Here is a 24,736-nt window from a genome sequence, read left to right as displayed (position 1 = left end):
ATCATCTTTTTTTGAACAGAGCTTTGTCGTCAAGCAGCGTCAAAACTTGGGCTTAATACTTCTGCAATGGCATCATTTGAAAGGCAGCCAATCACTTGGTTGTCACTGTCTAGCACTGGCAACAAATGATGGTCCGTTAACAGAGCGGTCGGTAGCACAGTTTGTAAGTAGTCTTTCTCTTTCACACTGGTTTGATGCAAAAGTGGTGAATCGATACGACCTGCTTGGTAAGCCGCTAGACGGTTTTTACTGACCACTCCTTGCAGCTGATTGTTTTTGATCCAAACTAAGGCGTCATGCTTTTTGAACGCATCATTTAAGCCTTCTACTGAATCGCAGTCGATGATTTTGTTCTTGCTTCGATCCATAATATGCTTAACTTTTAACGCCTTGGCGCGATTCACGTCTTTGGCGAAATCTCTCACATAATCATCGGCTGGGTTGAGAATGATATCTTCAGGTGTGCCAACTTGAATCATTTCGCCATCTTTTAGTACGGCAATCCGATCACCTAAACGTAATGCTTCATCTAGATCGTGAGTGATGAAGATGATGGTTTTCTGTAATTTGCCTTGTAATGCAATTAACTGAGTTTGCATTTCATAGCGGATCAGTGGATCAAGCGCAGAAAAAGCTTCGTCCATTAATAGTATATCAGCGTCCGTACACAGGGCTCGGGCTAATCCAACCCGCTGTTGCTGACCACCAGATAATTGAGAAGGGTATTGATCCTCATAGCCTTCTAGACCTACGACTTCAAGCCACTCTTTGGCTTTGTTTTTCCAAATATTAGGTTTTTCCCCTTGTACAGACAGGCCGTATCCCACATTGTCCAGAACACTGCGGTGAGGCAATAAACCAAAATGTTGGAACACCATAGACATCTTATGACGACGGAATGCGACTAATTCTTTTGGACTTAAAGTTAGTATGTCTTCGCCTTCCACTTTGATTTTGCCCGCTGTTGGGTCTATTAAGCGGTTAAAATGGCGAATCAAGGTGGATTTACCAGACCCAGACAATCCCATAATGACAAAAATTTCACCGCGATTAACCGATAAATTAATGTCACGCAAACCAACGGTGTGGCCTGTTTTGGCGAGCACATCACTTTTGCTCATCCCGTCATTCACCTTTGCTAGTACCTTTATAGGGTTGCTGCCAAAGATTTGAGTGAGAGACTTAATCTCAATAATGGGCCTTACGTTATTGTCCATTTTTGACGTCTCCAAGGTGTTTTTGTGTACGCTTTGCATAGCTCTGAGAGACGCGGTCAAACATGATGGCGAGGGCGACAATCGCTAATCCATTCAGTAGGCCTAGCGTGAAATATTGATTGGTAATGGATTTCAAAACGGGTTGTCCAAGACCTTTTACACCAATCATGGAAGCGATAACGACCATGGCAAGAGCCATCATGATAGTTTGGTTGATACCAGCCATAATCGTTGGCATGGCGAGTGGTAGTTGAACACCAAATAAACGTTGTGTCGGAGTTGCTCCAAATGCTGTCGCCGCTTCCAAGGTTTCGTGCGGTACTAGTCGAATCCCCAAATTGGTTAAGCGAATGACTGGCGGTATGGCGTAGATTACCACGGCTATTACCCCCGGAATTTTACCAATGCCCAATAGCATCACGACAGGAATTAAATACACAAAGGCAGGCATGGTCTGCATTATGTCTAAAAAGGGGGTGATAATGGATTGCGCTCGATTTGAACGAGCCATCATGATTCCTACGGGAATGCCTATGACGATGGCCAAGAAGGTGCAAACGGTAATAATACTGAGCGTTCTCATCGTATTATCCCACATGCCAAAATAACCAATGGCTAATAAGGAGATAGTGACTCCAGCACTAAGTTTCCAAGATCGACTCATGAAATAGACTAAGCCTGCTAGAACCCCCAATACTAACCACCAAGGTGTATTTAACAGTAAGTTTTCAAACCATACTAGGAAACTTAGTAGAGGATCGAAGAAAGCTTCGATTTGATCACCATAGGCGCGTGAAAAATCGCGGTATGCACCATCGAGTGTTTTTCGTATTCCCAGAAGTTCTCTACGGCTCATATCGGGAAATTCAGTAAGCCAAGATTGATCTGTCATAGTGTATTCTTTCTGTTATATCAGATAGGAAACATTATGAGCAGGGAAGAGGTCATGCTCATAATGTGAATGTTATACGACAAACTTATAGATTATCTAATGCGGCTATAAGTTTGTTTTTTACCTCAGTACTGACCCACTTCGACCAGATATCCTCATGCTCAAACATAAAATTTTCAGCTGCATATTGTCCATCCGCCTGATTTTCTTCAATCCAAGCAAGCAAGCTATTCATTTGCTCATTGGTGAAAGAGCGTTTGCCTAGGTAGTCATATGCTTGTGGTGATTTGTCAGCAAATTCGTCTGTGGTGACGGTGTAGACCGGAGAAGGTGGGAACATAGACACTGTTGGCTCTAAACAGTCTGCTAACGCAATACAATTTAGGAATTCCTCTTTTTTCACACCTGAGCCAAAGTCGACTTGAACCATTTTGTACTTACCAAGTACAGCCGTTGGTGCCCAGTAGTAGCCAAACCATGGTGCTTTACGCTCATAAGCCTTGGCGATGGAGCCTGCCAGACCCGCGCCAGAACCTGGGTCGATCAATTCAAACCCTGCTTCCTTCAGTTTTAGGGCTCGAAATAAATTAGAACTAGAAATCTGGCACCCCCAACCTGCAGGACAGCCGTAAAAGCCTGATACGCTGTCATCTTCAGTGTGTGGAAATTCTTTTGCGTGTTTAATTACTCCTTCGATTGTGGCAAGTTCAGGATTTTCTTTAACCATGTAAGCAGGAACCCAGAAGCCTTCTTCACCGCCGTCAGATAGAGATTTGCCTGCCAGTTTTAAGCGACCCTCATCAACACCTTGATTCAATAAGTCATTGAAAGAGTTGGTCCAGAGTTCCGGCGCTATGTCTGGTTGTCCTTTTTCAATCATTGACGTACCAGTTGGCATTGTGTCGCCCGGTACTAATTCTGCGTCACAACCAAAACCATTGGCTAGAATGAATTTATCAATGTTGGCAATCAATGAAGCTGAACTCCAGTTCATGTCTGCAATAGTCACTTTTCCGCATTCATGATGAGCCGCGAACACCCCTGAAGCGCCTAGGGTAAGGGCGACAGAAAGTAGCAGTTTACTTTTCATAATAGTGTCCTTTAGTGATGATTTTTATCAGGCTTTTTTAATTTTCTTATGGGAGGTTGACTATTAACTTACATCTCTAATTATTGTATTTCAAATATTTAGCCGCTTTAGTTGTGATTGTATGCGTCTAATATGCTTGATTTGGTTGCTTTTTAGCTGAAAAAGGTACCCTGAGTATTTGAGCGGGGGGGCTAAATTAGAGGTGTAAATTGTTTTTTTTGTCGGAGTTTATTGGCGTTTAACTCTTCTCTTAATTAGAAAGATTTGTACTTCTCATATGTGGTGGGTTGGCATTTATTTTCAAGTGTTAAAAAAAATCTAAGAAAACACTAATTGGTTGAAACCTTTTTCAATTGTGCTCGTAGCTATCAGTGTAAAAGGAAAATACTACTCAATAAGACAATATTTAGGAGTTTATTATGAAAAATACATTTTCACGTATAGCACTTGGCTTAGGTATTTTGACAATGACTGGTGCTGCGTTAGCAGGTGGAATGAGCGGCAAGCTTTCGGTAAAAGGCAGTGATCAAGATGTATCTGGTGGTACAGTAAGTGCAGATGTCGTTACCGCTGATAGCAATGGCTGGTTAGTTGTTCATCGTACAGATAAGGCGATGAAACCCGGTCCTGTCGTGGCCTATGCACCACTTAGAAAAGGTATGAATCATGATGTATCAGCGATTTTAACTGAGCCTGTTAAATCAGGTGAAATGTTGATGCTGATGTTACATGGTGAGGCTGGTGGCATGAAAACCGGTATTTTTGAATACACCTTAGGTGCGAAAGAAGATGGCCCTATCAAGGTGAACGGCAAGCTAGTGATGGACGTAATCACAGCAAAATAATGTCGAAGATTATTGATTCACAAGGGGGAGGTGTATTTTCATCTACCCCTTTCTTATGCGTTTTCAATAAGGCGTTTATCCCAGTAGGGATGCGAACGGCCAAAAAAGTCTGCCATAAAATCAAGAAAATACACCACTTTTGAAGACTTTAGTCTGTTGCCTGGATAGAGAGCATAAATGCTTTGTTGGGTGTCTTTCTCTGATCCTTCCCAGTTCTCTAGCAAGGCAACCAATTCTCCTGATGCCAAGTGCTTAAATACTAACCAGCGTGGAAATAAAATAATTCCTTGGCCAGCTAAGGCAGCTTGCACCAGAATGTCTGCATTGTTGCTGCATAGGTTGCCAGTGACTTCAATGTACTCAAATGCGGTCTTGCCTTCCTGTTGGAAGAACCAGCTACGACGTCCGTTATTGCCTTTATAAACCAAGCAGTTTAAATCGAGCAGTTGCTTTGGCTGAGTTAGGGTGTCGATTTTTTCTTTTATGCTTTCAAGATAACTTGGTGCTGCGCACAGTACGAATTGTTCGTCGGCAATGGCTTGGTAATTCAAACTAGAGTCTTCAAAACCACCAATTCTAATAACAATATCAGAGCCATTCGCGACAGGATCGACATAGGCATCGGTTAGCATCAATTCAACATTAATGTCTGGATAGCGCTGCTGAAACTGACCGATTAATCTGCATAAGTGTAATCGGCCAAATGAAACGGGCGCATTAATGTTCAGATTGCCCTGTGGAGTAAGAAGCGATCCTTTGGCGTGCTCTGTGGCCAAATCCAAGCTGGTTAATGCTTCTCTCACTTCCGTAAAATAATAGGCGCCCACTTCGGTGAGTTTTACCGCTCGGGTGTGTCGATAAAATAGTCGCTGGCCAAGCTCTTCTTCTAGGGCTGAAATGTATCGAGAGATAGAGGAGGGTGGTAAATCTAGTTCCCGCGCGGCGGCAACAAAGCTACCTGTCTTAGCAACGGAAAGAAAAACTCTCAGTGGTTTGATGCTCATAATGCAATTATCACTTGTTATTTGTGTTATTGATTTAATTTAAGCATCAATGAACAATGCCCGCAACGAAAACGAGTGGAATAAAAGCTATGCAAATAATTGTTTATCTCTTGGTGTTGGCCGCTGGCATGGGGTTGTCTGTTGAGGCTGGACTATTAGGGCCATTAGGCGAGTTAGTCGGGCATTTTTCAGCGACGTTGGCGATTTTTATGATTGGATCGATATTATTGTCATTGATTATGGTGTTCTTTGCTAAGCCTAATTTACCTGAGTTGTTTAAACAGCCTAAATGGTTATTGACTGGCGGCGTCTTAGGGCCTGTTTATGTTGTTTTTCTCACCATAGCGACACCGATTATTGGTGTAGGTATGACAATGACCAGTGTTTTATTAGGGCAAATCGGCATGAGTTTGGTGATAGATCATTATGGTTTGCTGGGCAGTGAAAAGCGCGGGATTGATCCGTATCGAATTTTGGCTGTGGTGATGATTGTTGCTGCCCTTTGGCTTTTGAGTTAGGAGAAAATAGTATGACCGTAATTATCGCCGTGTTTATGTTGATATTGGGTGGTGTGGCCCTGTCTGTTCAGTCTTCCATTAATGGCCGTCTTGGCAATACGGTTGGCGTAATTGCCAGTGCTTGGCTGACTTTTGTGATTGGTTTCGCTATCTCCTTCTTGCTGTTTTTCTTCTTTGAACCAAACCATGACGTCACCCTTTTTAGTGCGCCTAAGTGGCAGCTTATGGGAGCGTTATTTGGTGTGATGTATATGTTAATTGTGGTGTTTGCTGTGCCTAAAATTGGTATAGCAGCAGCGACAGTCTGTACGATTTCAGGTCAATTGATTATGAGTCTGGTCATCGACCATTTTGGCTGGTTGGAAAATAATATTATTCCATTAGATAGCAGCAGATACATTGCGATTCTGTTGTTAATTGGCGCGATCACAATGATCTATTTGAGTAACAAGCGCAGTTTAAAAGCTGCTTAATTATTCATCCTGTTACCTTTAGTGGCCTAGTCGATTTGTAAACAATAGATCGGCTAGGCCACTTTCGTCTTTACTTCTTCAAATGCTGTTGTCTCAATAGAGCTAGCTAAAAAAATGTTCACAGAACAACCTTCTGTATTGTTCGCTTCGCTTGTAAACTGATATTTTTAGATGAAATACTGAGACTTAAGGTCTGCGTTTACGGAGTAGAAATGGATATTCAGCAAGTGGATGTTGCAGATTTAGAACCTGTTAAGCTCTTTATTAGTCAAGTATCTGCAGTGGACGTGTTGCCTAACTTCAATGATCAAGGAAAAGTGGAATACCAAGCGCGTGTCTTCCCCGATATTATTACGACATTTGATACAGAGCGTTTTCAGACGCTAAAGGTCGTTGACTCCGGCGAGGTCATTGGTTTTGCTGCGTTACGTGATGGTAATTATCTTACTCACTTATTTGTGTCTAAATCGGTGCAAGGTCAGGGAATAGGAAAGCGGCTTCTTGGTACTTTATTAAATACGACAGACGCTAAAGAGATCAGTCTGCGTTCGTCAGTGAATGCGGTTGGCTTTTATGAATCTTATGGGTTTGAAGTAACAGGGAGCGAGGCCGATTTTAATGGTATTCGCTTTGTGCCTATGTGTTTGGTGCGTTGATTAGATTATTAGAAGGAATACCCTTTTGCCTGAGTTAAAAACACTAGGTCTTTTTATGGTAACCGCACTGGCAGAGATTGTTGGCTGCTATTTGCCTTACCTTTGGTTGCGTGAAGGCAAAACAATCTGGTTATTAGTGCCTGCTGCATTTAGCTTAGTGGCATTTGCTTGGTTGTTAACGCTGCATCCGACAGCATCAGGCAGGGTCTATGCGGCTTACGGTGGTGTTTATATCTTCATGGCCGTTTTATGGCTCTGGTTTGTTGACGGTATTCGTCCAACGACGTGGGATATGCTTGGTTCTGCGGTGGCGCTATTGGGGATGGCGATTATTATGTTTGCACCACGGTCTGCATAAAGACAGACCGTGGCTTAGATTCAGCATTGGAAGTCTTCTAAAGCGAGTTCAGCTTCTTTTTGATGGCTTTTTGAATGCCTTCTGCGTCCAACCCTACGCGTTTTAGCATAGAAGAATGGCTGGCATGTTCTTCATATTGATCAGGCAAACCAAGGTGAAGTGTTGGAATGTTTATGTTGTTAGCAAGTAGGAACTCACTTACTGCTGAACCTGCTCCGCCCATGATGGCATTCTCTTCAACGGTTACGATAAGTTTTGCCTCGCGATTAGCAAGTAACGCTTCTTCATCGATCGGTTTAACAAAGCGCATATCGAGCAAGGTCGCGTCTAATTTATCTGCGGCTTGTAGAGCATCGTAAGTAGGGCGACCAAAACCGCAAATGATAACACCAGATTGACCTGTTCTTAGTGTACGAGACTTGCCAATTTCAAGTGTGCTCAATGTTGATTCAATATCAACACCTTGCCCTGTTCCACGCGGATAACGCACGGCAGCGGGGCCTTTGTATTCGTAGCCTGTTTGTAGCATTTTACGGCATTCGTCTTCATCAGAAGGCGCCATAACAACCATGTTTGGAATGCAACGAAGGTAACTTAAATCGTAAACGCCAGCATGAGTTGGGCCGTCTTCACCGACTAATCCCGCTCGGTCAATGGCGAACAAAACATCAAGGTTTTGCAAAGCGACATCGTGGATAAGTTGATCGTAAGCGCGTTGCAGAAAAGTCGAGTAAATTGCGACAACGGGTTTCACGCCATCACATGCCATGCCAGCGGCTAATGTCACCGCGTGTTGCTCTGCAATGGCAACATCAAAGTATCTTTCTGGAAAGCGATCAGCAAACTCAATGAGGTCAGAGCCTTCTTTCATAGCTGGAGTGATAGCGACCAATTTGTCATCTTGTTCGGCGGCATCACATACCCATTTCCCAAACACATTACAGTATTTTGGTAATTTGCTTTTCTCTACGTTTGGTTTCGGATCAGGCTCGATCTTATTGATAGCATGATAGCCGATAGGGTCGCCTTCAGCGGGTTCAAAGCCTTTGCCTTTTTTTGTTATGACATGAAGGAATTGAGGGCCTTTTCTGTCTTTTAGATTAGCGATAGTAGTTAATAAGTGGTCCATATCGTGGCCATCAATCGGCCCGATATAGTTAAAGCCAAGTTCTTCAAACATCATGCCTGGCGATACCATGCCTTTCATGTGCTCTTCGGCTTTTCGAGCCAGTTCTAATGCGGAAGGCAAACCTGAAAAAACTTTTCTGCCACCTTCTCTAATGTGGTCATAAGTTTTACTGGCCCAAATACGGGCAAAATAACTGGATAATGCGCCAACCGGCTTCGAAATGGACATTTCGTTGTCATTTAGAATGACCAGCATATCGGCTTTTACATCCCCCGCATGATTAAGTGCCTCGAACGCCATACCAGCAGACATGGCGCCATCACCAATGATAGCAACGGCTTTGCGGTTTGTTTTTAATTGACGTGCAGCTAGGGACATACCAAGCGCAGCGCCAATGGATGTACTTGAGTGCCCAACGCCAAAGGTATCGTATTCACTTTCATCGCGTTTAGGAAAACCGGATATACCGTTTTCTTGTCGAATGTTGAGTAAAGCTTCACGACGTCCCGTCAGAATTTTGTGTGGGTAGGCTTGATGGCCTACATCCCAGACGATACGATCTTCAGGAGTGTTGTATAAGTAATGCAGAGCGACAGTAAGTTCGACCACGCCCAGTCCTGCACCAAAGTGCCCACCCGTTTGTCCTACGCTATATAGCATGAACTCTCGTAGTTCGCGGACAAGCGCAGGTAATTGCTCTTTTTTTAAAGCACGCAAGTCAGCAGGAGAATTGACTTGATCAAGTAGCGGCGTTTCAGGGCGCGCTGTTGGTATCTCTTCGAACATGGGCACGGGTTTAGTCACATTTAATTAATCTAAAAAAGCGGGTAAGTATATCAGTGGTTGCGGTCAATAATATAGTTCGCGAGCTCAACTAAGGGTTTGGCAGCCTCTCCAAATGGTGAGACCGCTGTAATAGCTTGTTTATGTAGGTGTTTAGCAAGTGCTTGTGCACCTTCTAGCCCTAGCAGTTTTGGATAAGTTGGCTTATTGGCTTCTTCATCCGAGAATTGTGTTTTTCCAAGTGTCGCTGTGTCGCTGGTGATATCAATAATATCGTCTTGAACCTGAAAGGCTAGGCCAATAGCTGCAGCATAAGCGTCTAGGGCTGCTAAATCGCGTTCACTATGAGCGCCAGTACTGATAGCACCCATGCGCACGCTGGCTCGAATTAACGCACCCGTTTTGTGTTGGTGCATTTGCTCTAGCGCTTTAACATCAATGTCTTTGTCGACATTGGCTAAGTCGATCATTTGCCCTGTCACCATGCCATGACGGCCAGAAGCATGAACAAGCTCTTGAATTAACTGCAGCTGAGTATCAGTGCTTTGGTGTTTTACGTCACTCAATAGCTCAAAAGCAAAAGTTTGCAAGGCATCGCCAGCCAGAATAGCAGTGGCTTCATCGAATTGAATATGACAAGTGGGTTTACCGCGGCGCAGGTCATCGTCGTCCATTGCTGGTAGGTCGTCATGAATTAATGAATAAGCATGAATAGACTCGACGGCAGCAGCGCTCGCGTCAGTTAGCTCACAAGCGGGACCAAACAAAGACGCTGCAGCGTAGGTCAGCATTGGTCGAACTCGCTTCCCACCATTAAATAGGCTATACATCATAGCGTCTTGTAGATGTGTCGCGGGCGTATATAGGCTTAGGTTTTGCTTTAAATAATCATTAACTCGGTGACGAGTATAGTCAGAAAAATCGTCTAAGGTCACGAGTTTGATTCCGGGTCAAAAGTTTCTAGGTGCTCGCCATCTTGTTTCTCTAGCAGAATTTGAACTTTTTGTTCCGCTTGAGTAAGAACGGATTGGCAATCTTGGCTAAGTTTAACGCCTTTCTCGAAAGCCTTTAATGCTTCCTCTAGAGAAAGTTGATTAGACTCTAGTTGAGTAACAAGTGAGTCTAGTTCACTTAGATTTTCTTCAAAATGACGTACAGTTGTTTTTCGAGACATGATGACTACTCTTGTTTTAACCCACGTTTTGTAACAGAAAATGGTCTACTGTTCGAGGGAGTGTTAAGGAAAATTACAAAAATCATGTAAGAAGATGTCATTCTTAGTCTTACTTTCGTATAGAATTGCAGAAACGTATCGGTCGTATTATAGCTTTTTTGTCAGGAGACGTGTGTGGATATCGCAACGTTAATAGGACTTATTGGGTCCTTTATAGTAATTATCTCAGCTATTTTTGTTGGTGGATCGGCAGGGATGTTCGTCAATATGCCATCAATATTGATTGTACTGATTGGTTCTTTATTTGTTGTATTAATGCAATATCCACTAAGCCAGTTTTTGAGTGCTGGTAAAGTTGCAGCAAAAGCCTTCATGTTTAAAAGTGTTCCACTGGATACTTTGATTGATGAAATTTATGGCTTGGCTGATGAAGCTCGTAAAGGTGGTCTGCTTTCGTTAGAAGGGAGAGAAGTGAGTCATCCTTTCTTGTCGAAAGGGATTCAAATGCTGGTAGACGGGCATGACAGTACCGTTGTTAAAAGTCAGTTATCTAAGGATATGAATCAGGCTTATATACGGCATACTGCTGGTGCGAAAGTATTTAAAGCCTTTGGCGATGTTGGCCCTGCCATGGGGATGATTGGTACATTAGTTGGCTTGGTACAGATGCTGGCAAACATGTCAGATCCAAAAGCAATTGGCCCTGCTATGGCGGTTGCTCTATTAACAACACTGTACGGTGCCATGATGGCGAATATGGTGTTTTTGCCCATGCAAGTAAAACTAAATATTCGTGCTGATGAAGAGTTAATTTGCCAAAAATTAATATTGGATGCTTTGCTTGCTATTCAGTCTGGTCAGAATCCTCGTATTTTGGATGGTGCGTTGAAAGCTTATATGGCCGAAAATAAGCGGTCAGAACGTGAATAATATTTTAGTTGTTAATGGAATATTTGAATGAGCGATGAAGAAGAGTCAGATTGCCCTGAATGTGTAGAGGGCCTACCTGCTTACATGGGGACCTTTGCGGATCTCATGTCTTTGCTGATGTGTTTCTTTGTGCTGTTACTTTCATTCTCTGAAATGGATGTTATCAAGTTCAAGCAAATTGCAGGTTCATTAAAAATGGCGTTTGGTGTTCAGCGTGAGGTTAGCGCAGAATCTATTCCTATGGGGACATCTGTGATTGCTCAAGAATTCAGCCCTGGTCGACCTGAGCCAACACCAATCAATGAAGTTAAACAAAAGGCAGATACTACGCCTGAAAATACACTTGAGGTGATATGTAAGCCTGGTGATGCCGAATTAAAAGATCAAAGCGATTCAGGCTCTCCTTCGCCAGTAACTTATGTTGATAAATCAAACGCGGATCTTGATCGTGAGAAAAAAATACAGGAAACAGAGGGTGATGCTCAAATGATCGCCTCGATCATGCGTGAGGAAGTCTCGAAAGGCTTAGTAGAAATTGAAACACAGGAACAAACCATCACCATACGAATTAAAGACCAAGGTTCATTTGAATCAGGTTCAGCTGAGCTGAATTACGACTTTATTCCTGTAATCGATGTGATTCGTGATGTTCTTGTTGGTATACAAGGGACGATTTCTGTCGAAGGTAATACGGATAACGTTCCTATCGTTAGTGGTCGTTTTCGTTCAAATTGGCAACTGTCTTCTGCGCGTGCGATTTCTGTTGCTGAAGAGCTATTCTCAACAGGACAGCTTGATCAAAGCCGTTTTGCTGTAACAGGTTATGCAGACACTCGGCCATTAGTGGCAAATGATACCGCTGCCCATAGAGCAACAAACCGACGAGTAGAGATTGTTATTAAGCAAAATGACACATCACGCCCGAAAATGCGCAATACTGTGGATGAAATTTCGACAGATGGTGTTCTGGAGTTTGATCTTGATATGGTCGATGAATTGAGGCCAGACGAGATTTTCTAAAAACCTTAGTTAGATGTTTATTGTAGAGATTTAATAAAGGAGCTAGCGCTCCTTTTTTTATGGCCTGTAAAAAGTGTTGTTGATTTTTAATGCTGAGATTTAGACGGTTTTTTGTTATGGTTTACCAAGACAAAATTGAGGAAGCAGAGAAATGCGAGTAGCAGTTATTGGCGCATCAGGGCGCATGGGTAAAAATCTAATTACAGCCATTCACGATGCGAGCGGCGTCACTTTAGGGGCTGCTATTTTAAAACCTGGTAGTAGCCTAATTGGTGCAGACGCAGGTGAAATCGCTGGTGTTGGAAAACTGGGGGTTGCAGCCGTTGCATCGTTAGCAGATTGTGTGAACGATTTCGATGTATTAATTGATTTTACTACACCAAGTTTGACCTTAGAAAATGCGGCGTTTTGCGCTAAGTATCAAAAAGGCATTGTAGTTGGGACAACCGGTTTAAATGACTCAGAAAAAGAGACATTAAACGAAGCTGCTCAACAGTCATCAGTGGTTTTTGCTCCAAATATGAGTGTTGGCGTAAATTTAACTCTTAAATTACTTGCAACAGCAGCGCAAATTTTAGGCGATGATTATGATGTGGAAATTGTAGAAGCGCATCACCGTCATAAAGTAGATTCTCCTTCTGGTACTGCGTTGCGCATGGGGGAAGTAGTTGCCGAAGCATTAGGCCGCGATCTAAAAGAATGTGCTGTATATGGTCGTGAAGGCCAAACTGGCGCTCGTACTCAGAAAGAAATTGGTTTTGAAACTATTCGTGCTGGCGACGTTGTTGGTGAACACAGTGTTTGGTTCGCGACTGAAGGCGAGAGAATTGAAATAGTTCACAAGGCTAGTAGTCGTATGACTTTCGCCAAAGGAGCTGTCCGTGCAGCAAGTTGGTTAAAAGGAAAGTCTGCTGGCATGTACGACATGCAGGACGTGCTTAATCTGAAGTGATTATCCACCCTCTAGAAACAAGAATGGCCGCAAATATGCGGCCATTCTTGTTTCTAGCTTTCTGTTCTTTGGTGCTTAGCAGCTTGTGCTTATTAGGCGTCTGGCGAGTTAATATCAAGCAAAGGAGCAGCGTCCAGCGTTTCAGCATCCATCATCATCGCTATACGTTGCAGCGAAGCAAGTACTTGGGTTTGCTCCCAGCCTTCTAACGAATCAAATTCATCGATGAATTTTTCATGCAAAAGGGGTGGAGTCGTTTTTAATATTTCAATACCAAAGCTGGTTAAGCGTGCATTGACAATACGCTTATCCTTTTGACCTCTAACTCTTTCAACGTATTTTCTATCTTCTAAGCGATTTAAAATGGTGGTAACAGTTGCTTGGCTTAATGACACGCTGTCTGAAATTTTTCGTACAGTTACATCACCTAGTTCTTCAATAGAGCGAAGCACCATGATTTGAGGAATGGTTAAACCGCAGGCTTTTACTACACGCTTGGATTGTAGGTCGGTGGCGCGGATGATACGTCGCAAGTGGACTAGGACGTCATGTAAGTGTTGTGGTGAGTTAGACATAGCTGTAATAGATCCAAAAAATTTCACGAATTATAAAGCTTTGTTAGAGTCTGTAAAAGCGAAGTTTAAAAATAATGTTACAGCTCAAACTATAGAGGTATTTTTCGCATAAAGCATAGTAAACTCGAAAAATACCTCTTATAGCATTTATCTGCTTTTTAGCGCGTCAAATGCTTCAATGGCATGCAACCTAGCTGGCTTATAATCGATAATGGGATCTGGATAATTACACTGCTTTCTTTGGTCAGGTTTTGGATCATGGATAGACTTAGCATCCAAGCTTGCAAGTTCTGGAACAAAGCGACGGATAAAGTCACCGTTTTTGTCATAAGTTTGAGATTGTCTGGTGGGATTGAAAACTCGAAAATAGGGCGCGGCATCACAGCCTGTCGATGCACTCCATTGCCATCCACCATTGTTTGCTGCGAACTCACCATCAATTAGTTTACTCATAAAATATGCTTCGCCTTTACGCCAGTCAGCAAACATAAGTTTGGTGAAGAAGCTAGCTGTCACCATTCTTAGTCGATTGTGCATCCAGCCAGTCTGGTTCAGTTGCCGCATGGCCGCATCCACAATGGGAAAACCTGTCTTACCTTCACACCATGCTTGGAATTCTTCTTTATTACTTCGCCAAATTAAGGCGTTTGTTTCCATTTTGAACGGTTGGTGTTTAGACAGAAAAGGAAAGTGCATCATTAATTGACGATAAAAGTCTCGCCATGCGAGCTCTTTTAACCAAATGCTGTCCTGCCAGCGTTTTTCTTCTTGGTTACAGGTATAAAAGATGGCTTCCAAGCATTGTCTTGGCCCCAAAGCGCCTAGTGCTAGATAAGGTGATAAAGTGCTGGTGGCGGGCTCAATTGGATAATCTCTTCCTGCTTGGTAGTGGCGCTCTTTATGGTGACAAAATTGCCAAAGCTTTTGTTTGGCAGTGTCTTGATCGGCAGGCCATAAATCTTTTCTAAAAGGCTTCTCCCATGTGAACTCTATATCGGGTTCTGGTAATGGGGCCGCCTGAGGTTCGGGAGACTCAAGAGGGGTTATATCTTGTAGACCTAACATTGCCACCCATCGGTTAAAAAAGGGTGTGAACACCTTGAATGGCGTTCCTTGTTGGCTCAGTACATCCTGCGGAACAATAATGTCAGCGGCCTGAATATGAGAGTCAATCTGGTGTTGAGCCAGTTGTTCACATACAGCTTTATCACGTTGTTGCTCGTGAATTGGCATATCACGATTAAACCAAAGATGTTTTATGTGATGCCTGAGGCAAAATTGGGTAATAGCATCAGGCAGTTGATTGAAGTTATTTACCTCAAGAAAATGTACGGGAATACCAAGAGGTGCCAGTGCTTTTGCTAGGCTTTTGATTAACCCAGCGCGTAATCCCGTCTTTGCATTCGACTCATGATGTTCTGCCCACTGTGCTGGTGTCGGCGTAATAAGTACGGCAAGCTTTGTATTTTGTGAGCGAGCTTCCATGGCGGCAAAATGAAGTGCTGGATTATCCAAGTGACGTAAATCATTGCGCAACCACACTAGATGTTCAACTTTCATACTATTGAATTACCTTAAACCGTATTACGGATGCCGAGTGGTGAAGGGTAGGGAATGAAGTAACTTTGTTGATTTATATAGTCACTTCCGTAATGTTTTAGGTAGTGATGGAGCAAGGTAACGGGCGTGGCAAGGTTTACTTCGCCTCGACGGTATTGTTCAACCACATCCAAAATATCTTTTCGAACGGACACATCCACAGCGTGTTTTAGATAGCCAACTAAGTGCATCAACACGTTGCAATGATTTTTGCGTGCTGCGGGCTTTGATAGGGTCGTCATTAGTATTTCAAAGTAAGCCGTTTTTAGTTGTTCTATGGGTCTTGGGTCATTACCAGAAAGCATGCGTCCAAGCTTGCGATAAATAGGCTGGGAATGTGCCATCACCATATATTTATAACGGCTGTGAAAAGCGATAAGGTCTTTCATCTTTGCTTGTTCGCCCATGCTGTGGCGGAAGTCGTGATGGGTGAAAACACGTAATAAAAAGTTCTCCCGTAAGGCTGGGTCATTTAAACGACCGTCTTCTTCGACTGGTAATAATGGATAGCGCTGCTGGAGGGCTTTGGTAAACAGCCCTGCACTTCGTTGCATATGAGGATGACCATTTTCTTGATATACCTTGATGCGCTCCATGCCGCAGCTGGGGGACTTTTTCATCAAAATGTAGCCATCAAGATGTGATAGGTTTTCTAGATACTTATTCGACGCGGCCATAAACTCATTAGAAACATCCTCTTCTGAGTTTTTACTAAAGACCATTCTTGGTGAATCTGGATCACCTTCTAAGCGAAGCGTTGGGCGCGGTGTACCAAAACCTGCCGCGACTTCAGGGCAAAACTTTTGATAATCAAAATAATGACTCAGCACTTTGTCACAATAATCAGAATGGCTATGACCACCGTTGTAGCGAACATTTTCACCTAATAAGCAGGCGCTAATACCCACGGGAATCTTATGTGTTAACTGATCTGGTGATGGTTGAGAATGTGGCATAGATGAGTCCTCCATTAGACAACGTCATTGTTCTATTTTGAATCTTTTATATGATTAACTAGTGATAGGGCACTGAGTAAGGCGCCTTCAGCGTCGCCCTGACATAACCAGTCACTAGCTAGACCAACATTATGTTCAGGAGACCAAGCGAAGCATTTATTCCCCATACTTTCCGAAAAGCGGCTAAGGAACCAGCGGTGTGGCTCTCCGTGCTTTAATACTCTGTGTTCCGTTATTTCTGCAAAGGCTTGAAGTAACGTTTGAGTGACCCATTCTATATCGGAATCAAGGTGCTGCTTTGTCCAGTTAGTATCCGTTTGTATAACCCACCGGTCTACTTTTTCACTATTTCGCATGGGCTTATAGTTGTCTTTTATCATGCGTTTAATTAAAGAGTTTTTAGGTTCAATTAGAGCATTTAGATCGCATGGCTCTGTTTCTAACCACATGGCCCACTGAGATTGGTAAGAAGCGCTCGCTTGATTTGCTCTCAGTAACAGTACGGCTAGTTTTTCGTGGGTAGCCAATATTGATGCCGTTTGAGGGGCTGGTGCAGCGATGATGACTTTTTTAGCCATGACAACGGGTTGATATTTATCATTTCTTAATAGCCAACTTGTCTTTGTATCGCCTTCTTGTGTCACTTGATCAAGGTGGTGAATGCGAGTGCCTGTTATAAATTGAGCTGGTTGAATCCAGTGTCTAGTTATAGCGCTCATTTTAGGAGTACCGACAAAGGCTTGTACGTTACCTTTATTTAGCTGTTTCCATGGCGCTGCTACTTGCTCGTTGGTTAGTTGCTGCAAGAGAGTAATCACGTCTGGATGCTGCGTTAAGATAAAGGGAGTGCCTAGGTCGCAGCTAGCATTATCTTCCAGTCTTTTGCTACTGGCACGCCCCCCACTGCCACGGCTTTTGTCTATGATGCAAACACTATTGCCTGATTGGGCTAACAAATGCGCACACAGGCTGCCAGCTAAGCCTGCGCCAATGATGGCGATATCGAAGGCTGGTGTTGGTATTTGGTTGGTGGTTAATGTGCTCATATTGTTTTCCCAGTTAGTGCATTGCTTTCTTATACAATATAGAATCTTGTACAACAAAAGCAATTAAATTGTACAAAAAAATATTTGTATAGTTTTTAAAGGCTATATTAAGTTTAGGTCACAATGGGTAAATCACCTTATGTGAATGATGATTTATTGGGATAAGAGTATGAGTCAGTCAAAACAAAACTTGGGAATGGAAAGTCTTAAAACACCTGAACCTTTAGATGACATTGTGCCTTTAGCTAGCGAGGCGTTTTTTCCTATTCGTGAACTATCATTAAAAACAGGCGTTAATTCTGTCACGTTGCGAGCTTGGGAGCGTCGTTACGGTTTACTAAAACCAAAGCGAACCAACAAGGGGCATCGATTGTATGACCAAGGTGACGTTCAACGTGTCGAAGGGATTTTGCGTTGGATTCAGCAGGGTGTTGCTGTCAGTAAAGTGCGAGCTTTAATAGATCAAGGAGTAATGTTTGATGCGGTTGCTCCATCGAACGAATGGCTGGAGTGGCAAGCGGCTCTTGTGATGGCGGCAGACGCTTTTCAAGGTGAAAAAATTGAGCAAATGTATCAGCAAATATTTTCTCAATACCCCGCCGATATTGCTGTGCGAGATTGGTTGCTGCCTAGCTTTGAGCAGTTGGGAAAAGGGGCTGCCTTAGCGTTTTGTGAATCGATTGTAATGTCATGTTTAATAGCTCGCGTAAGTAGCTTTAAAGTGCAGAAAAAGAGCGCACACAAGGTGTTGATTACGGGGTTGTCATCTCAGCGCAGCTTGTGGTGTTACATGGCTGCAGCCATGTTATTAGATAAAGGGTTGTCATGTTGCGTGGTGCCAAATGTTCTGCAAAGTAATGACTGGCTTAGTTTAGTAGAGGGTGTTCAGGCTCAGTCGGTATTGGCTTTTTGTGAAAGTGATTTGAATAACAAAGCGGCAGATTTGGTGTGCCAGATGAAGCAATGGCAGCGTCCAGTTGCTGTTATAGGGGCGAGTTTTTGGATAGCGGTTAATGAGAGTAATCTAATTGAATCGCAGGAAGTGAGGATCTATTCAGAGGCTTTTGATGGAGTGAATGATTTCATAGCACGAGTAACCTTCACAGCTAACAATGACTAAATGTTAAAAACTATTAGATGGATATCTATAATATATTTTCATAATGAGCCTGGCTTCACTACTCTTCTTATTATCGAAAAGAAGGAGATTCATCATGGCTAAAACAATGACTTTTGCAGTAATGCATTTTTCTATCGCGTTCTCTGTTGCTTACCTTATTACTGGGAGTTTATTAGTGGGTGGTTTGGTGGCTATTGTAGAGCCCGCTATTAATACCGTTGCATTCTATTTTCATGAGCTCGTTTGGAATAAAGTCCAACAAGCGGACATTACTGCTGAATTAAGTCAGACAATTCAGTCTGCGGGAGAAAATTATGCGCTAAGATCGATGTGATATTTGGCGTGTGTAGAAAAAGTAAGCCCCATTGGCAAAGAGTACCAATGGGGCTATGGAAGCAACCTTAATTACGCTTATTGCATTGGGTTGATCAAGAAATACAACACAATGGCAACAGCGATTGGCGCTGTATATTTCATTGATATATTCCACAATTTAAAAACAGCACTTGGAAGTTGCAGTTCATCTTGTGCGAATTTGTCTTTTACGACCCAACCAGCAAACAAAGCAATGAAGATACCGCCTAATGGAAGCATAATGTTTGCAGTGATGTAGTCAAAGAAGTCAAAAGTGTTCTTGCCGAAGAAAGTCACATCAGACATAAAGCTAAATGAGCCTAAGCATGCAATTCCTAATCCCCAAACAATAATACCTAAGCCAACTGCTGCCGTAATACGTTTTATCTTGAGGCGCTCGACCAAGAATGCGACGGTTGGCTCTAGCAACGAAATAGCAGATGTCCATGCCGCAACACCGATAAGAACGAAGAACAAAACACCAAATAATTGGCCAAAAGCCATTTGACCAAAAGCAACAGGTAAAGAGATAAACATCAAACCTGGGCCAGCGGCAGGATCCATTCCGTTTGAGAAAATAATCGGGAAGATGGCTAAGCCTGCAACCAAAGCTACTAATGTATCCAAGCCGCCGATTGCTAATACCGTTTTACCGATGGACGCATCTTTAGTCATATAAGAGCCATACGCCATGATGGTTCCCATACCCAAAGATAGGGTAAAGAATGAATGACCTAATGCAACTAAAGCAGCATTCCAAGTTAGTTTGCTGAAATCAAACTCGAACATGAAGTTCCAGCCTTGAGCAAAACCACCAGTTGTCATAGCGTAGCCAAGTAAAATGATTAATAGCACGAACAAAGCTGGCATCATGATACGAGTTGCTGTCTCTATGCCTTTGTTGATACCTGCAGCAACGACTGCAATAGACATAATGCTGAATAGAGTGTGCCAGCCAAGTAGTGTCGCAGGATCTGCAAGTAGCGCACCAAATGCAGAACCAGCGGCATCAGATGTAACACCTATCATTTCACCTGTAAGCATTACTTTAATGTAATGAAGGACCCAACCACCTACAACAGAGTAGAAGGAGAAAATCAGAACGCCAGAAAGCATACCCATGAGACCAATAACGCCCCACTTCTTTGTGCTTTCAGACTCTTCAGCGACATCTGCTAATGCATTGATAGGGTTTTTACGAGCGCGACGGCCAATAAATACCTCGGCCATCATAATTGGAATACCAACCATCAGTATGCAAGCTAAATAAACAAGAACAAATGCCCCACCACCGTTTTCACCTGTGATGTAAGGGAATTTCCAGATATTACCTAAACCAACGGCAGAGCCTGTCGCCGCTAAAATGAAAATCCATCGACTCGCCCACGAGCCTTGGATCGATGTTTTATTCTTCATAGTTATCTCTAAGTTATTGATATAAATATATAAACAGCGTTCGAAGTCGGTTTCATAGCCAAACCTGTGCTTCCCACTTTTGCTAGTCAATAGAAAGAGACTAGTCAGCAAAACTCCGAATAGGGGCAGGATTTTCCGAATTTCAGTGCATATATGCAACAAAAAAGATGTTTTTATTCTATTTGCTTCTATGAAAGGTGCTTTTTGGTCTTCTCGGGGCTGTGGTTAGTACTATAAATGTAATAAATATTAGTTATGTAATGATTAGTTCTCTAAATAAAATGTAGCCAAGCATTTCATTTTAGGTATAATGATTAGACATCAAACTATTTTGCAGTCTGAAACGCTCAACTAAACCTGCAAATCTTCTATATATCGATTGTGTTTGATACTTAATACTTTGATTTCTAATGGATGTAGTTATGGATTCAAAAAAAATAGTGTTATCAAAACCAACAGCAAAAGATGGAATGGCTGTGAATCAGCTGGTGGCATCTTGCCCTCCATTGGATACTAATTCCGCCTATTGCAATTTATTGCAAGCCAGTCACTTCAGTGAAACATCGGTTGCAGCAAGCTTGGAAAGTGGAGAATTAGTCGGTTTTGTCTCTGGTTATGTTATTCCTAACCAGTTGGATACTTTGTTTGTTTGGCAAGTTGCGGTAAGTGAGAAAGCTCGCGGCCAAGGACTTGCTAAAAAAATGGTTTCATCACTACTTGAACGCTCCAATTGTTCGGGTGTGCGTTACATCGAAACCAGTATTACAGCAGCAAATAACGGATCTTGGGCTTTGTTTCGTCGTCTTGCTGATCAGCTTAAAGCGCCTTTGGAAGAGTCTGTGATGTTCGATAAACAGGCTCACTTTAACGGCTTGCATGATACCGAACACCTCGTTCGGATTGGTCCAATAGTCTTGTGATCTAAGAAGACGAGACGCTTGAAAGCCAAGCTTTCGCTCTCAGCTTTTTGATCTAAAACAGTAATGAACTTAAAAGGATAATAGAAATATGAAAATTTTTGACGAAATCGAATCAGAAGTACAATCTTATGCACGCTCTTTTCCTCGAATTTTTAATCGTGCACTCGGTGCTCATTTGTTTGATGAGGAAGGCAATAAATACCTAGATTTCTTGGCTGGTGCTGGAACATTGAATTATGGCCATAACAACCCTGTCTTTAAAGAAAAGCTAGTTGAATACATCATGGAAGACGGTATTACACATGGGCTTGATTTGCATACCAAAGCCAAAGGTGAGTTTTTAGAGTCTTTCAAGCAATATATTTTAGAGCCTCGTGGCTTGGAATATATGATGCAGTTTACAGGACCGACAGGTACCAATGCAGTTGAAGCTGCGCTTAAACTGGCTCGTAATGTTACAGGCCGCGAAAATATTATTAGTTTCACTAACGGCTTCCACGGTTGTAGTTTGGGTGCTTTATCTGTTACTGGTAATTCTCATCACCGTGGCGCAGCAGGGACAACATTAGGTGCAGGTGTTTCTACAGTCCCATTTGATGGCTATTTAGGTGATGGTATTGAAACAACCGAATACCTAGACAAAGTATTGTCAGATTCTAGTAGTGGTGTAGATACGCCAGCGGCTGTTATCGTTGAAACTGTTCAAGGTGAGGGTGGCATTAATGTGGCGAGTTTTGAATGGTTACAAAACCTTGAAGCGGTTTGTAAGAAACACGGTGTTCTATTAATTGTCGATGATATTCAAGCTGGTTGTGGTCGTACAGGCACTTTCTTTAGCTTTGAAGATGCTGGAATTAAACCTGACATTGTTACTATGTCGAAATCATTGAGCGGCTATGGTTTGCCATTTGCGGTTGTTCTTATGCGTCCTGAGCTTGATGAATGGAAGCCGGGTGAGCATAACGGCACTTTCCGTGGTAATAACTTGGCCTTTGTAACTGCCAAGGTAGCGATTGAGACTTATTGGAAAGACGATGCGTTTGAGAAAGAAATTAAACGTAAAGGTGAATACATCCATCAGCGCACACAAGACATTATTAATGAGTTCGGTGAAGGTAACTTCATTGTTCAAGGTCGAGGTATGATGCGTGGTATCAACTGTGTTAGCGGTGAATTAGCGAATAAAATCACTAAAAAATGCTTCCAGAATGGATTGATGATTGAGACTTCTGGTGCTGATGACCAAGTGGTGAAGTTCCTTTGTCCTCTTATTATTAGTGATGAAGATCTAAAAGAAGGTATTGATATCTTGGAACGTGCCATTCGTGATGTTTGCGCCAAGGAAGATGACATGCCGGAAGCAAAAAGCTACTTTGATGAGAACTATGACATTGCTGTTTAGTTTTCATTCCCTGAGAACTGCAGCCTAACTTTTGCTGTGGTTCTTATTACATGCTTGAGTGATGTAAATCGTAAGCTCAAAACCTCAAGCGCGACTCGATATTTATTATCGATATGTTAATCGATCTAGCAAGATCATAAGGAGAAAAGAATGTTTGCACGTGATTTAGCCGAATGCGAAAAAACCGAACGCCGAGTAGTGTCACCTGATGGAAACTGGGAAAGCACTCGTCTTTTATTAAAAGAAGACAATATGGGGTTCTCTTTTCACATTACGACTATTTATGAAGGCAAAGACTTTGATATGCATTATCAAAATCACCTCGAATCTGTGTACTGCATTTCTGGAGAGGGTGAAGTTGAAAGCCGTGAAACAGGTCAAAAACACCATATTAAGCCAGGTGTCGTTTATGTACTGGATAAGCACGACGCACATACTTTGCGCGCTTTCAAAGAGTTGAAACTGGCTTGTGTTTTTAACCCGCCAATTACGGGTAAAGAAGTGCACAACTCTGAAGGCGCTTACGAACTGGTAGATTGATGTGCAGAGCCTTTTCTTTTGTAGCGTAACTTAATAACTGTTGCGTTATAGATGTCGGTACCGTGCTGCCCTTGGTGGTAGGCGGTACCCATACTTCTTCATATACAGCCGCATCTTATTGTCCTCCGATGTATTTTTCCTAATGGCTAAATACAGAATCAATTTAGCCTCAACAAATAACATTCTGTCTGCGGTTTTATGCATTGAAAAATACGATTAATGCTTAAAATTTCCGCAACCTTATGACAATATAGCGGCAGTTTTAGACTCTGGTCGAAAATTTGCTTTCGGCCCATAGATGAATTGGGTAAATAATGGGACAACATACAGTTGAAAAAATTGGCGGCACGTCCATGAGTGACTACCGTTCAGTTAGAGACAATATCATTTTCAAGCCTACTCAAGTAAACAACATGTATCAGCGTATTTTTGTTGTTTCTGCTTATGCAGGTATGACCGATAAGTTGCTAGAGCATAAGAAAACTGGTGATGCAGGAGTTTTTGCATTATTTGCTCAAGAGCGCAAACAAAATAACTGGTTTCCAGCATTGCAAGATGTTCGAACAGCCATGTTAGAGATCAATCATACTTTGTTTGAAGCGGGTGAGTTGCGTGAAAAAGCGAATGCTTTTTTAAACAGTCGCTTGAAAGAAGCGCAAGAATGCTTAGAAGATTTACACCGTCTTTGTCAGCATGGTCATTTTTCGATTAGTGAGCACCTTGCTACCGTACGAGAAATGCTTGCAAGTCTTGGCGAAGCGCATAGCGCTTGGAATACTGCACACTTATTAAAGCGTGATGGTGTTAATGCCGTTTTTGTTGATTTGACCGGCTGGAATAGTCCAAGTCATATGTCTCTTGATGAACGCATTGTTGATGCTTTTAAAGACATTGATTTGAGTAAAGAGCTTCCAATTGCAACAGGTTACGCTCATAGTGAAACAGGTCTAATGTCTACTTTTGACCGCGGCTATAGTGAAATGACCTTTAGCCGAATTGCGGTTTTAACAGAAGCGCATGAAGCTGTAATTCATAAAGAGTTCCACTTAAGCAGTGCCGATCCGCGTTTAGTTGGTGAGAAAAATGCCGTACCTATTGGCCGTACTAACTACGATGTTGCTGATCAACTTGCTAACCTTGGTATGGAAGCAATCCATCCTAAAGCAGCAAAAGGTTTGCGTCAGAGTGGTATTTCATTGCGCGTAAAAAACACCTTCGAACCAGATCACACAGGTACATTGATTACAGGCGATTATGTAAGTGATGCGCCATGTGTTGAGATCATTGCCGGTTGTCGCGGTGTGTTTGCTGTAGAGTTATTTGATCAAGATATGGCGGGTGATATCGATAAGTTCGATGTGGATATTCTTAAAGTATTAAGGCAGTTCCACGCTCATATTATCGCGAAAGATATTAACGCCAATACCATCACACATTACTTGGCTATTAACCTGAAAACTTTGAAGCGTGTGATGAGAGTTCTGCACGAACGTTTTGCGGATGCTGAAATTACACAGCGTAAAGTGGCTATTGTGTCTGCGATTGGTAGTGATATGAAAACCACAGGTATGTTAGCCAAAGCCGTAAAAGCGATTGCTGAGCAAGACGTCAACGTATTGGCTATGCACCAATCTATGCGTCAGGTAGATATGCAGTTTGTAGTTGATGAAGAAGACTATGAAAAGGCTATATGCAGTTTGCACAAAGAATTGGTTGAAGTACATAACCATGGTAGTGCTATCTGTTTAGCATCTTAGATAGATAAAC

At 42.5% G+C, this 24,736-nt stretch carries 26 protein-coding genes; 14 read left to right on the top strand and 12 right to left on the bottom strand.

Annotated elements, in window-relative coordinates:
- Positions 1-29: 29 nt before the first annotated feature.
- The 3 genes from JSY38_RS05215 to JSY38_RS05205 all read right to left on the bottom strand — a co-directional run bounded on the left by JSY38_RS05215 (position 30) and on the right by JSY38_RS05205 (position 3,199).
- Positions 30-1,217, bottom strand: coding sequence for a quaternary amine ABC transporter ATP-binding protein (locus JSY38_RS05215; RefSeq protein WP_205115672.1), 1,188 nt, complete (start codon positions 1,215-1,217; stop codon positions 30-32).
- A complete protein-coding gene (locus JSY38_RS05210) occupies positions 1,207-2,109 on the bottom strand; it encodes an ABC transporter permease (RefSeq protein ID WP_205115671.1) in 903 nt (300 codons plus the stop codon). The genes JSY38_RS05215 and JSY38_RS05210 overlap by 11 nt, the downstream gene beginning before the upstream one ends.
- An 85-nt stretch (positions 2,110-2,194) precedes the next feature.
- Positions 2,195-3,199 (bottom strand): ABC transporter substrate-binding protein, encoded by a 1,005-nt coding sequence (locus tag JSY38_RS05205; RefSeq protein WP_205115670.1) that lies wholly within the window; start codon positions 3,197-3,199, stop codon positions 2,195-2,197.
- A 419-nt stretch (positions 3,200-3,618) separates the two neighbouring features.
- On the opposite strand from JSY38_RS05205, the gene JSY38_RS05200 reads away from it, so the two are divergent.
- On the top strand, positions 3,619-4,044 hold the full coding sequence (locus JSY38_RS05200) for a DUF7282 domain-containing protein (RefSeq protein WP_114410680.1): 426 nt from the start codon (positions 3,619-3,621) through the stop codon (positions 4,042-4,044).
- Between the two features lie 53 nt (positions 4,045-4,097).
- Here the strand turns inward: JSY38_RS05200 and JSY38_RS05195 are convergent, their stop codons facing one another.
- Entirely contained in the window at positions 4,098-5,048 is a 951-nt protein-coding gene (locus tag JSY38_RS05195) for a LysR family transcriptional regulator (protein ID WP_205115669.1), read from the bottom strand.
- Between the two features lie 89 nt (positions 5,049-5,137).
- On the opposite strand from JSY38_RS05195, the gene JSY38_RS05190 reads away from it, so the two are divergent.
- The 4 genes from JSY38_RS05190 (at position 5,138) to JSY38_RS05175 (ending at position 7,053) form a co-directional block, all read left to right on the top strand.
- Positions 5,138-5,566, top strand: coding sequence for a DMT family transporter (locus JSY38_RS05190; RefSeq protein ID WP_114410682.1), 429 nt, complete (start codon positions 5,138-5,140; stop codon positions 5,564-5,566).
- Between the two features lie 11 nt (positions 5,567-5,577).
- Complete coding sequence (locus JSY38_RS05185; RefSeq protein ID WP_205115668.1) at positions 5,578-6,039, top strand: DMT family transporter; 462 nt, start codon at positions 5,578-5,580, stop codon at positions 6,037-6,039.
- Positions 6,040-6,251: 212 nt separating this feature from the next.
- Positions 6,252-6,695: a GNAT family N-acetyltransferase gene (locus JSY38_RS05180; RefSeq protein WP_205115666.1), complete on the top strand. Its 444-nt coding sequence runs from the start codon at positions 6,252-6,254 to the stop codon at positions 6,693-6,695.
- A gap of 25 nt (positions 6,696-6,720) precedes the next feature.
- Positions 6,721-7,053 carry a YnfA family protein gene (locus JSY38_RS05175; protein WP_205115664.1) on the top strand — a complete coding sequence of 111 codons (333 nt, stop codon included), beginning with the start codon at positions 6,721-6,723 and terminating at the stop codon, positions 7,051-7,053.
- Positions 7,054-7,090: 37 nt separating this feature from the next.
- Here the strand turns inward: JSY38_RS05175 and dxs are convergent, their stop codons facing one another.
- The 3 genes from dxs to JSY38_RS05160 are packed head-to-tail and all read right to left on the bottom strand — an operon-like array spanning position 7,091 to position 10,139.
- Entirely contained in the window at positions 7,091-8,968 is a 1,878-nt protein-coding gene (gene dxs, locus JSY38_RS05170) for a 1-deoxy-D-xylulose-5-phosphate synthase (protein ID WP_205116688.1), read from the bottom strand.
- Between the two features lie 50 nt (positions 8,969-9,018).
- On the bottom strand, positions 9,019-9,900 hold the full coding sequence (gene ispA / locus JSY38_RS05165; protein WP_114410687.1) for a (2E,6E)-farnesyl diphosphate synthase: 882 nt from the start codon (positions 9,898-9,900) through the stop codon (positions 9,019-9,021).
- A complete protein-coding gene (locus tag JSY38_RS05160) occupies positions 9,897-10,139 on the bottom strand; it encodes an exodeoxyribonuclease VII small subunit (RefSeq protein ID WP_205115662.1) in 243 nt (80 codons plus the stop codon). The genes ispA and JSY38_RS05160 overlap by 4 nt, the downstream gene beginning before the upstream one ends.
- Positions 10,140-10,313: 174 nt before the next feature.
- Between JSY38_RS05160 and pomA the strand changes: the two genes are divergently transcribed.
- The 3 genes from pomA (at position 10,314) to dapB (ending at position 13,041) form a co-directional block, all read left to right on the top strand.
- Positions 10,314-11,069, top strand: coding sequence for a flagellar motor protein PomA (gene pomA, locus JSY38_RS05155; protein WP_114410689.1), 756 nt, complete (start codon positions 10,314-10,316; stop codon positions 11,067-11,069).
- A gap of 27 nt (positions 11,070-11,096) precedes the next feature.
- Positions 11,097-12,089: a flagellar motor protein MotB gene (locus JSY38_RS05150; RefSeq protein WP_114410690.1), complete on the top strand. Its 993-nt coding sequence runs from the start codon at positions 11,097-11,099 to the stop codon at positions 12,087-12,089.
- Between the two features lie 151 nt (positions 12,090-12,240).
- Complete coding sequence (dapB, locus tag JSY38_RS05145) at positions 12,241-13,041, top strand: 4-hydroxy-tetrahydrodipicolinate reductase (protein WP_114410691.1); 801 nt, start codon at positions 12,241-12,243, stop codon at positions 13,039-13,041.
- Positions 13,042-13,133: 92 nt separating this feature from the next.
- Here dapB and JSY38_RS05140 read toward each other — a convergent pair whose 3' ends face one another.
- The 4 genes from JSY38_RS05140 to JSY38_RS05125 form a co-directional block, all read right to left on the bottom strand.
- Positions 13,134-13,616 (bottom strand): MarR family winged helix-turn-helix transcriptional regulator, encoded by a 483-nt coding sequence (locus tag JSY38_RS05140; protein WP_114410692.1) that lies wholly within the window; start codon positions 13,614-13,616, stop codon positions 13,134-13,136.
- A 147-nt stretch (positions 13,617-13,763) separates the two neighbouring features.
- The gene (gene phrB / locus JSY38_RS05135; RefSeq protein ID WP_205115660.1) at positions 13,764-15,176 is read right to left on the bottom strand and encodes a deoxyribodipyrimidine photo-lyase; all 1,413 of its coding nucleotides are present in this window, start codon (positions 15,174-15,176) and stop codon (positions 13,764-13,766) included.
- Positions 15,177-15,190: 14 nt separating this feature from the next.
- Positions 15,191-16,171: a YbgA family protein gene (locus tag JSY38_RS05130; protein ID WP_114410694.1), complete on the bottom strand. Its 981-nt coding sequence runs from the start codon at positions 16,169-16,171 to the stop codon at positions 15,191-15,193.
- A gap of 32 nt (positions 16,172-16,203) precedes the next feature.
- Positions 16,204-17,217, bottom strand: coding sequence for an NAD(P)/FAD-dependent oxidoreductase (locus JSY38_RS05125; protein ID WP_205115656.1), 1,014 nt, complete (start codon positions 17,215-17,217; stop codon positions 16,204-16,206).
- 169 nt (positions 17,218-17,386) lie between these two features.
- On the opposite strand from JSY38_RS05125, the gene JSY38_RS05120 reads away from it, so the two are divergent.
- Positions 17,387-18,337 carry a MerR family transcriptional regulator gene (locus JSY38_RS05120; protein WP_205115654.1) on the top strand — a complete coding sequence of 317 codons (951 nt, stop codon included), beginning with the start codon at positions 17,387-17,389 and terminating at the stop codon, positions 18,335-18,337.
- Positions 18,338-18,431: 94 nt separating this feature from the next.
- Positions 18,432-18,671 carry a DUF2061 domain-containing protein gene (locus JSY38_RS05115; RefSeq protein ID WP_114410697.1) on the top strand — a complete coding sequence of 80 codons (240 nt, stop codon included), beginning with the start codon at positions 18,432-18,434 and terminating at the stop codon, positions 18,669-18,671.
- Between the two features lie 77 nt (positions 18,672-18,748).
- On the opposite strand, the gene JSY38_RS05110 is transcribed toward JSY38_RS05115, so the two are convergent.
- On the bottom strand, positions 18,749-20,107 hold the full coding sequence (locus JSY38_RS05110) for a sodium-dependent transporter (protein WP_205115652.1): 1,359 nt from the start codon (positions 20,105-20,107) through the stop codon (positions 18,749-18,751).
- A gap of 422 nt (positions 20,108-20,529) precedes the next feature.
- Here JSY38_RS05110 and ectA point away from each other — a divergent pair, with 422 nt between their 5' ends.
- The 4 genes from ectA to JSY38_RS05090 all read left to right on the top strand — a co-directional run bounded on the left by ectA (position 20,530) and on the right by JSY38_RS05090 (position 24,726).
- Entirely contained in the window at positions 20,530-21,027 is a 498-nt protein-coding gene (gene ectA / locus JSY38_RS05105; protein WP_239544359.1) for a diaminobutyrate acetyltransferase, read from the top strand.
- An 88-nt stretch (positions 21,028-21,115) separates the two neighbouring features.
- On the top strand, positions 21,116-22,429 hold the full coding sequence (gene ectB / locus JSY38_RS05100) for a diaminobutyrate--2-oxoglutarate transaminase (RefSeq protein ID WP_205115651.1): 1,314 nt from the start codon (positions 21,116-21,118) through the stop codon (positions 22,427-22,429).
- Between the two features lie 150 nt (positions 22,430-22,579).
- Entirely contained in the window at positions 22,580-22,969 is a 390-nt protein-coding gene (locus JSY38_RS05095; protein ID WP_114410701.1) for an ectoine synthase, read from the top strand.
- Positions 22,970-23,283: 314 nt separating this feature from the next.
- The gene (locus JSY38_RS05090) at positions 23,284-24,726 is read left to right on the top strand and encodes an aspartate kinase (RefSeq protein ID WP_114410702.1); all 1,443 of its coding nucleotides are present in this window, start codon (positions 23,284-23,286) and stop codon (positions 24,724-24,726) included.
- Positions 24,727-24,736 lie beyond the last annotated feature (10 nt).

The sequence above is a fragment of the Marinomonas foliarum genome (genome assembly GCF_016906065.1).
GTDB classification, from domain to species: domain Bacteria; phylum Pseudomonadota; class Gammaproteobacteria; order Pseudomonadales; family Marinomonadaceae; genus Marinomonas; species Marinomonas foliarum.
This window is presented reverse-complemented; position numbering and strand designations above follow the sequence as displayed.

Coding starts and splice junctions, on each gene's coding strand:
- dxs (WP_205116688.1), bottom strand. CDS start 8,968: ATGTTCGAAGAGATACCAACAGCGCGCCCTGAAACGCCGCTACTTGAT.
- JSY38_RS05160 (WP_205115662.1), bottom strand. CDS start 10,139: ATGTCTCGAAAAACAACTGTACGTCATTTTGAAGAAAATCTAAGTGAA.
- JSY38_RS05095 (WP_114410701.1), top strand. CDS start 22,580: ATGTTTGCACGTGATTTAGCCGAATGCGAAAAAACCGAACGCCGAGTA.
- JSY38_RS05195 (WP_205115669.1), bottom strand. CDS start 5,048: ATGAGCATCAAACCACTGAGAGTTTTTCTTTCCGTTGCTAAGACAGGT.
- JSY38_RS05090 (WP_114410702.1), top strand. CDS start 23,284: ATGGGACAACATACAGTTGAAAAAATTGGCGGCACGTCCATGAGTGAC.
- JSY38_RS05130 (WP_114410694.1), bottom strand. CDS start 16,171: ATGCCACATTCTCAACCATCACCAGATCAGTTAACACATAAGATTCCC.
- JSY38_RS05200 (WP_114410680.1), top strand. CDS start 3,619: ATGAAAAATACATTTTCACGTATAGCACTTGGCTTAGGTATTTTGACA.
- JSY38_RS05205 (WP_205115670.1), bottom strand. CDS start 3,199: ATGAAAAGTAAACTGCTACTTTCTGTCGCCCTTACCCTAGGCGCTTCA.
- JSY38_RS05120 (WP_205115654.1), top strand. CDS start 17,387: ATGAGTCAGTCAAAACAAAACTTGGGAATGGAAAGTCTTAAAACACCT.
- JSY38_RS05110 (WP_205115652.1), bottom strand. CDS start 20,107: ATGAAGAATAAAACATCGATCCAAGGCTCGTGGGCGAGTCGATGGATT.
- JSY38_RS05210 (WP_205115671.1), bottom strand. CDS start 2,109: ATGACAGATCAATCTTGGCTTACTGAATTTCCCGATATGAGCCGTAGA.
- JSY38_RS05115 (WP_114410697.1), top strand. CDS start 18,432: ATGGCTAAAACAATGACTTTTGCAGTAATGCATTTTTCTATCGCGTTC.
- JSY38_RS05150 (WP_114410690.1), top strand. CDS start 11,097: ATGAGCGATGAAGAAGAGTCAGATTGCCCTGAATGTGTAGAGGGCCTA.
- JSY38_RS05140 (WP_114410692.1), bottom strand. CDS start 13,616: ATGTCTAACTCACCACAACACTTACATGACGTCCTAGTCCACTTGCGA.
- dapB (WP_114410691.1), top strand. CDS start 12,241: ATGCGAGTAGCAGTTATTGGCGCATCAGGGCGCATGGGTAAAAATCTA.
- JSY38_RS05190 (WP_114410682.1), top strand. CDS start 5,138: ATGCAAATAATTGTTTATCTCTTGGTGTTGGCCGCTGGCATGGGGTTG.
- JSY38_RS05180 (WP_205115666.1), top strand. CDS start 6,252: ATGGATATTCAGCAAGTGGATGTTGCAGATTTAGAACCTGTTAAGCTC.
- JSY38_RS05215 (WP_205115672.1), bottom strand. CDS start 1,217: ATGGACAATAACGTAAGGCCCATTATTGAGATTAAGTCTCTCACTCAA.
- JSY38_RS05185 (WP_205115668.1), top strand. CDS start 5,578: ATGACCGTAATTATCGCCGTGTTTATGTTGATATTGGGTGGTGTGGCC.
- JSY38_RS05125 (WP_205115656.1), bottom strand. CDS start 17,217: ATGAGCACATTAACCACCAACCAAATACCAACACCAGCCTTCGATATC.
- ectA (WP_239544359.1), top strand. CDS start 20,530: ATGGATTCAAAAAAAATAGTGTTATCAAAACCAACAGCAAAAGATGGA.
- ectB (WP_205115651.1), top strand. CDS start 21,116: ATGAAAATTTTTGACGAAATCGAATCAGAAGTACAATCTTATGCACGC.
- phrB (WP_205115660.1), bottom strand. CDS start 15,176: ATGAAAGTTGAACATCTAGTGTGGTTGCGCAATGATTTACGTCACTTG.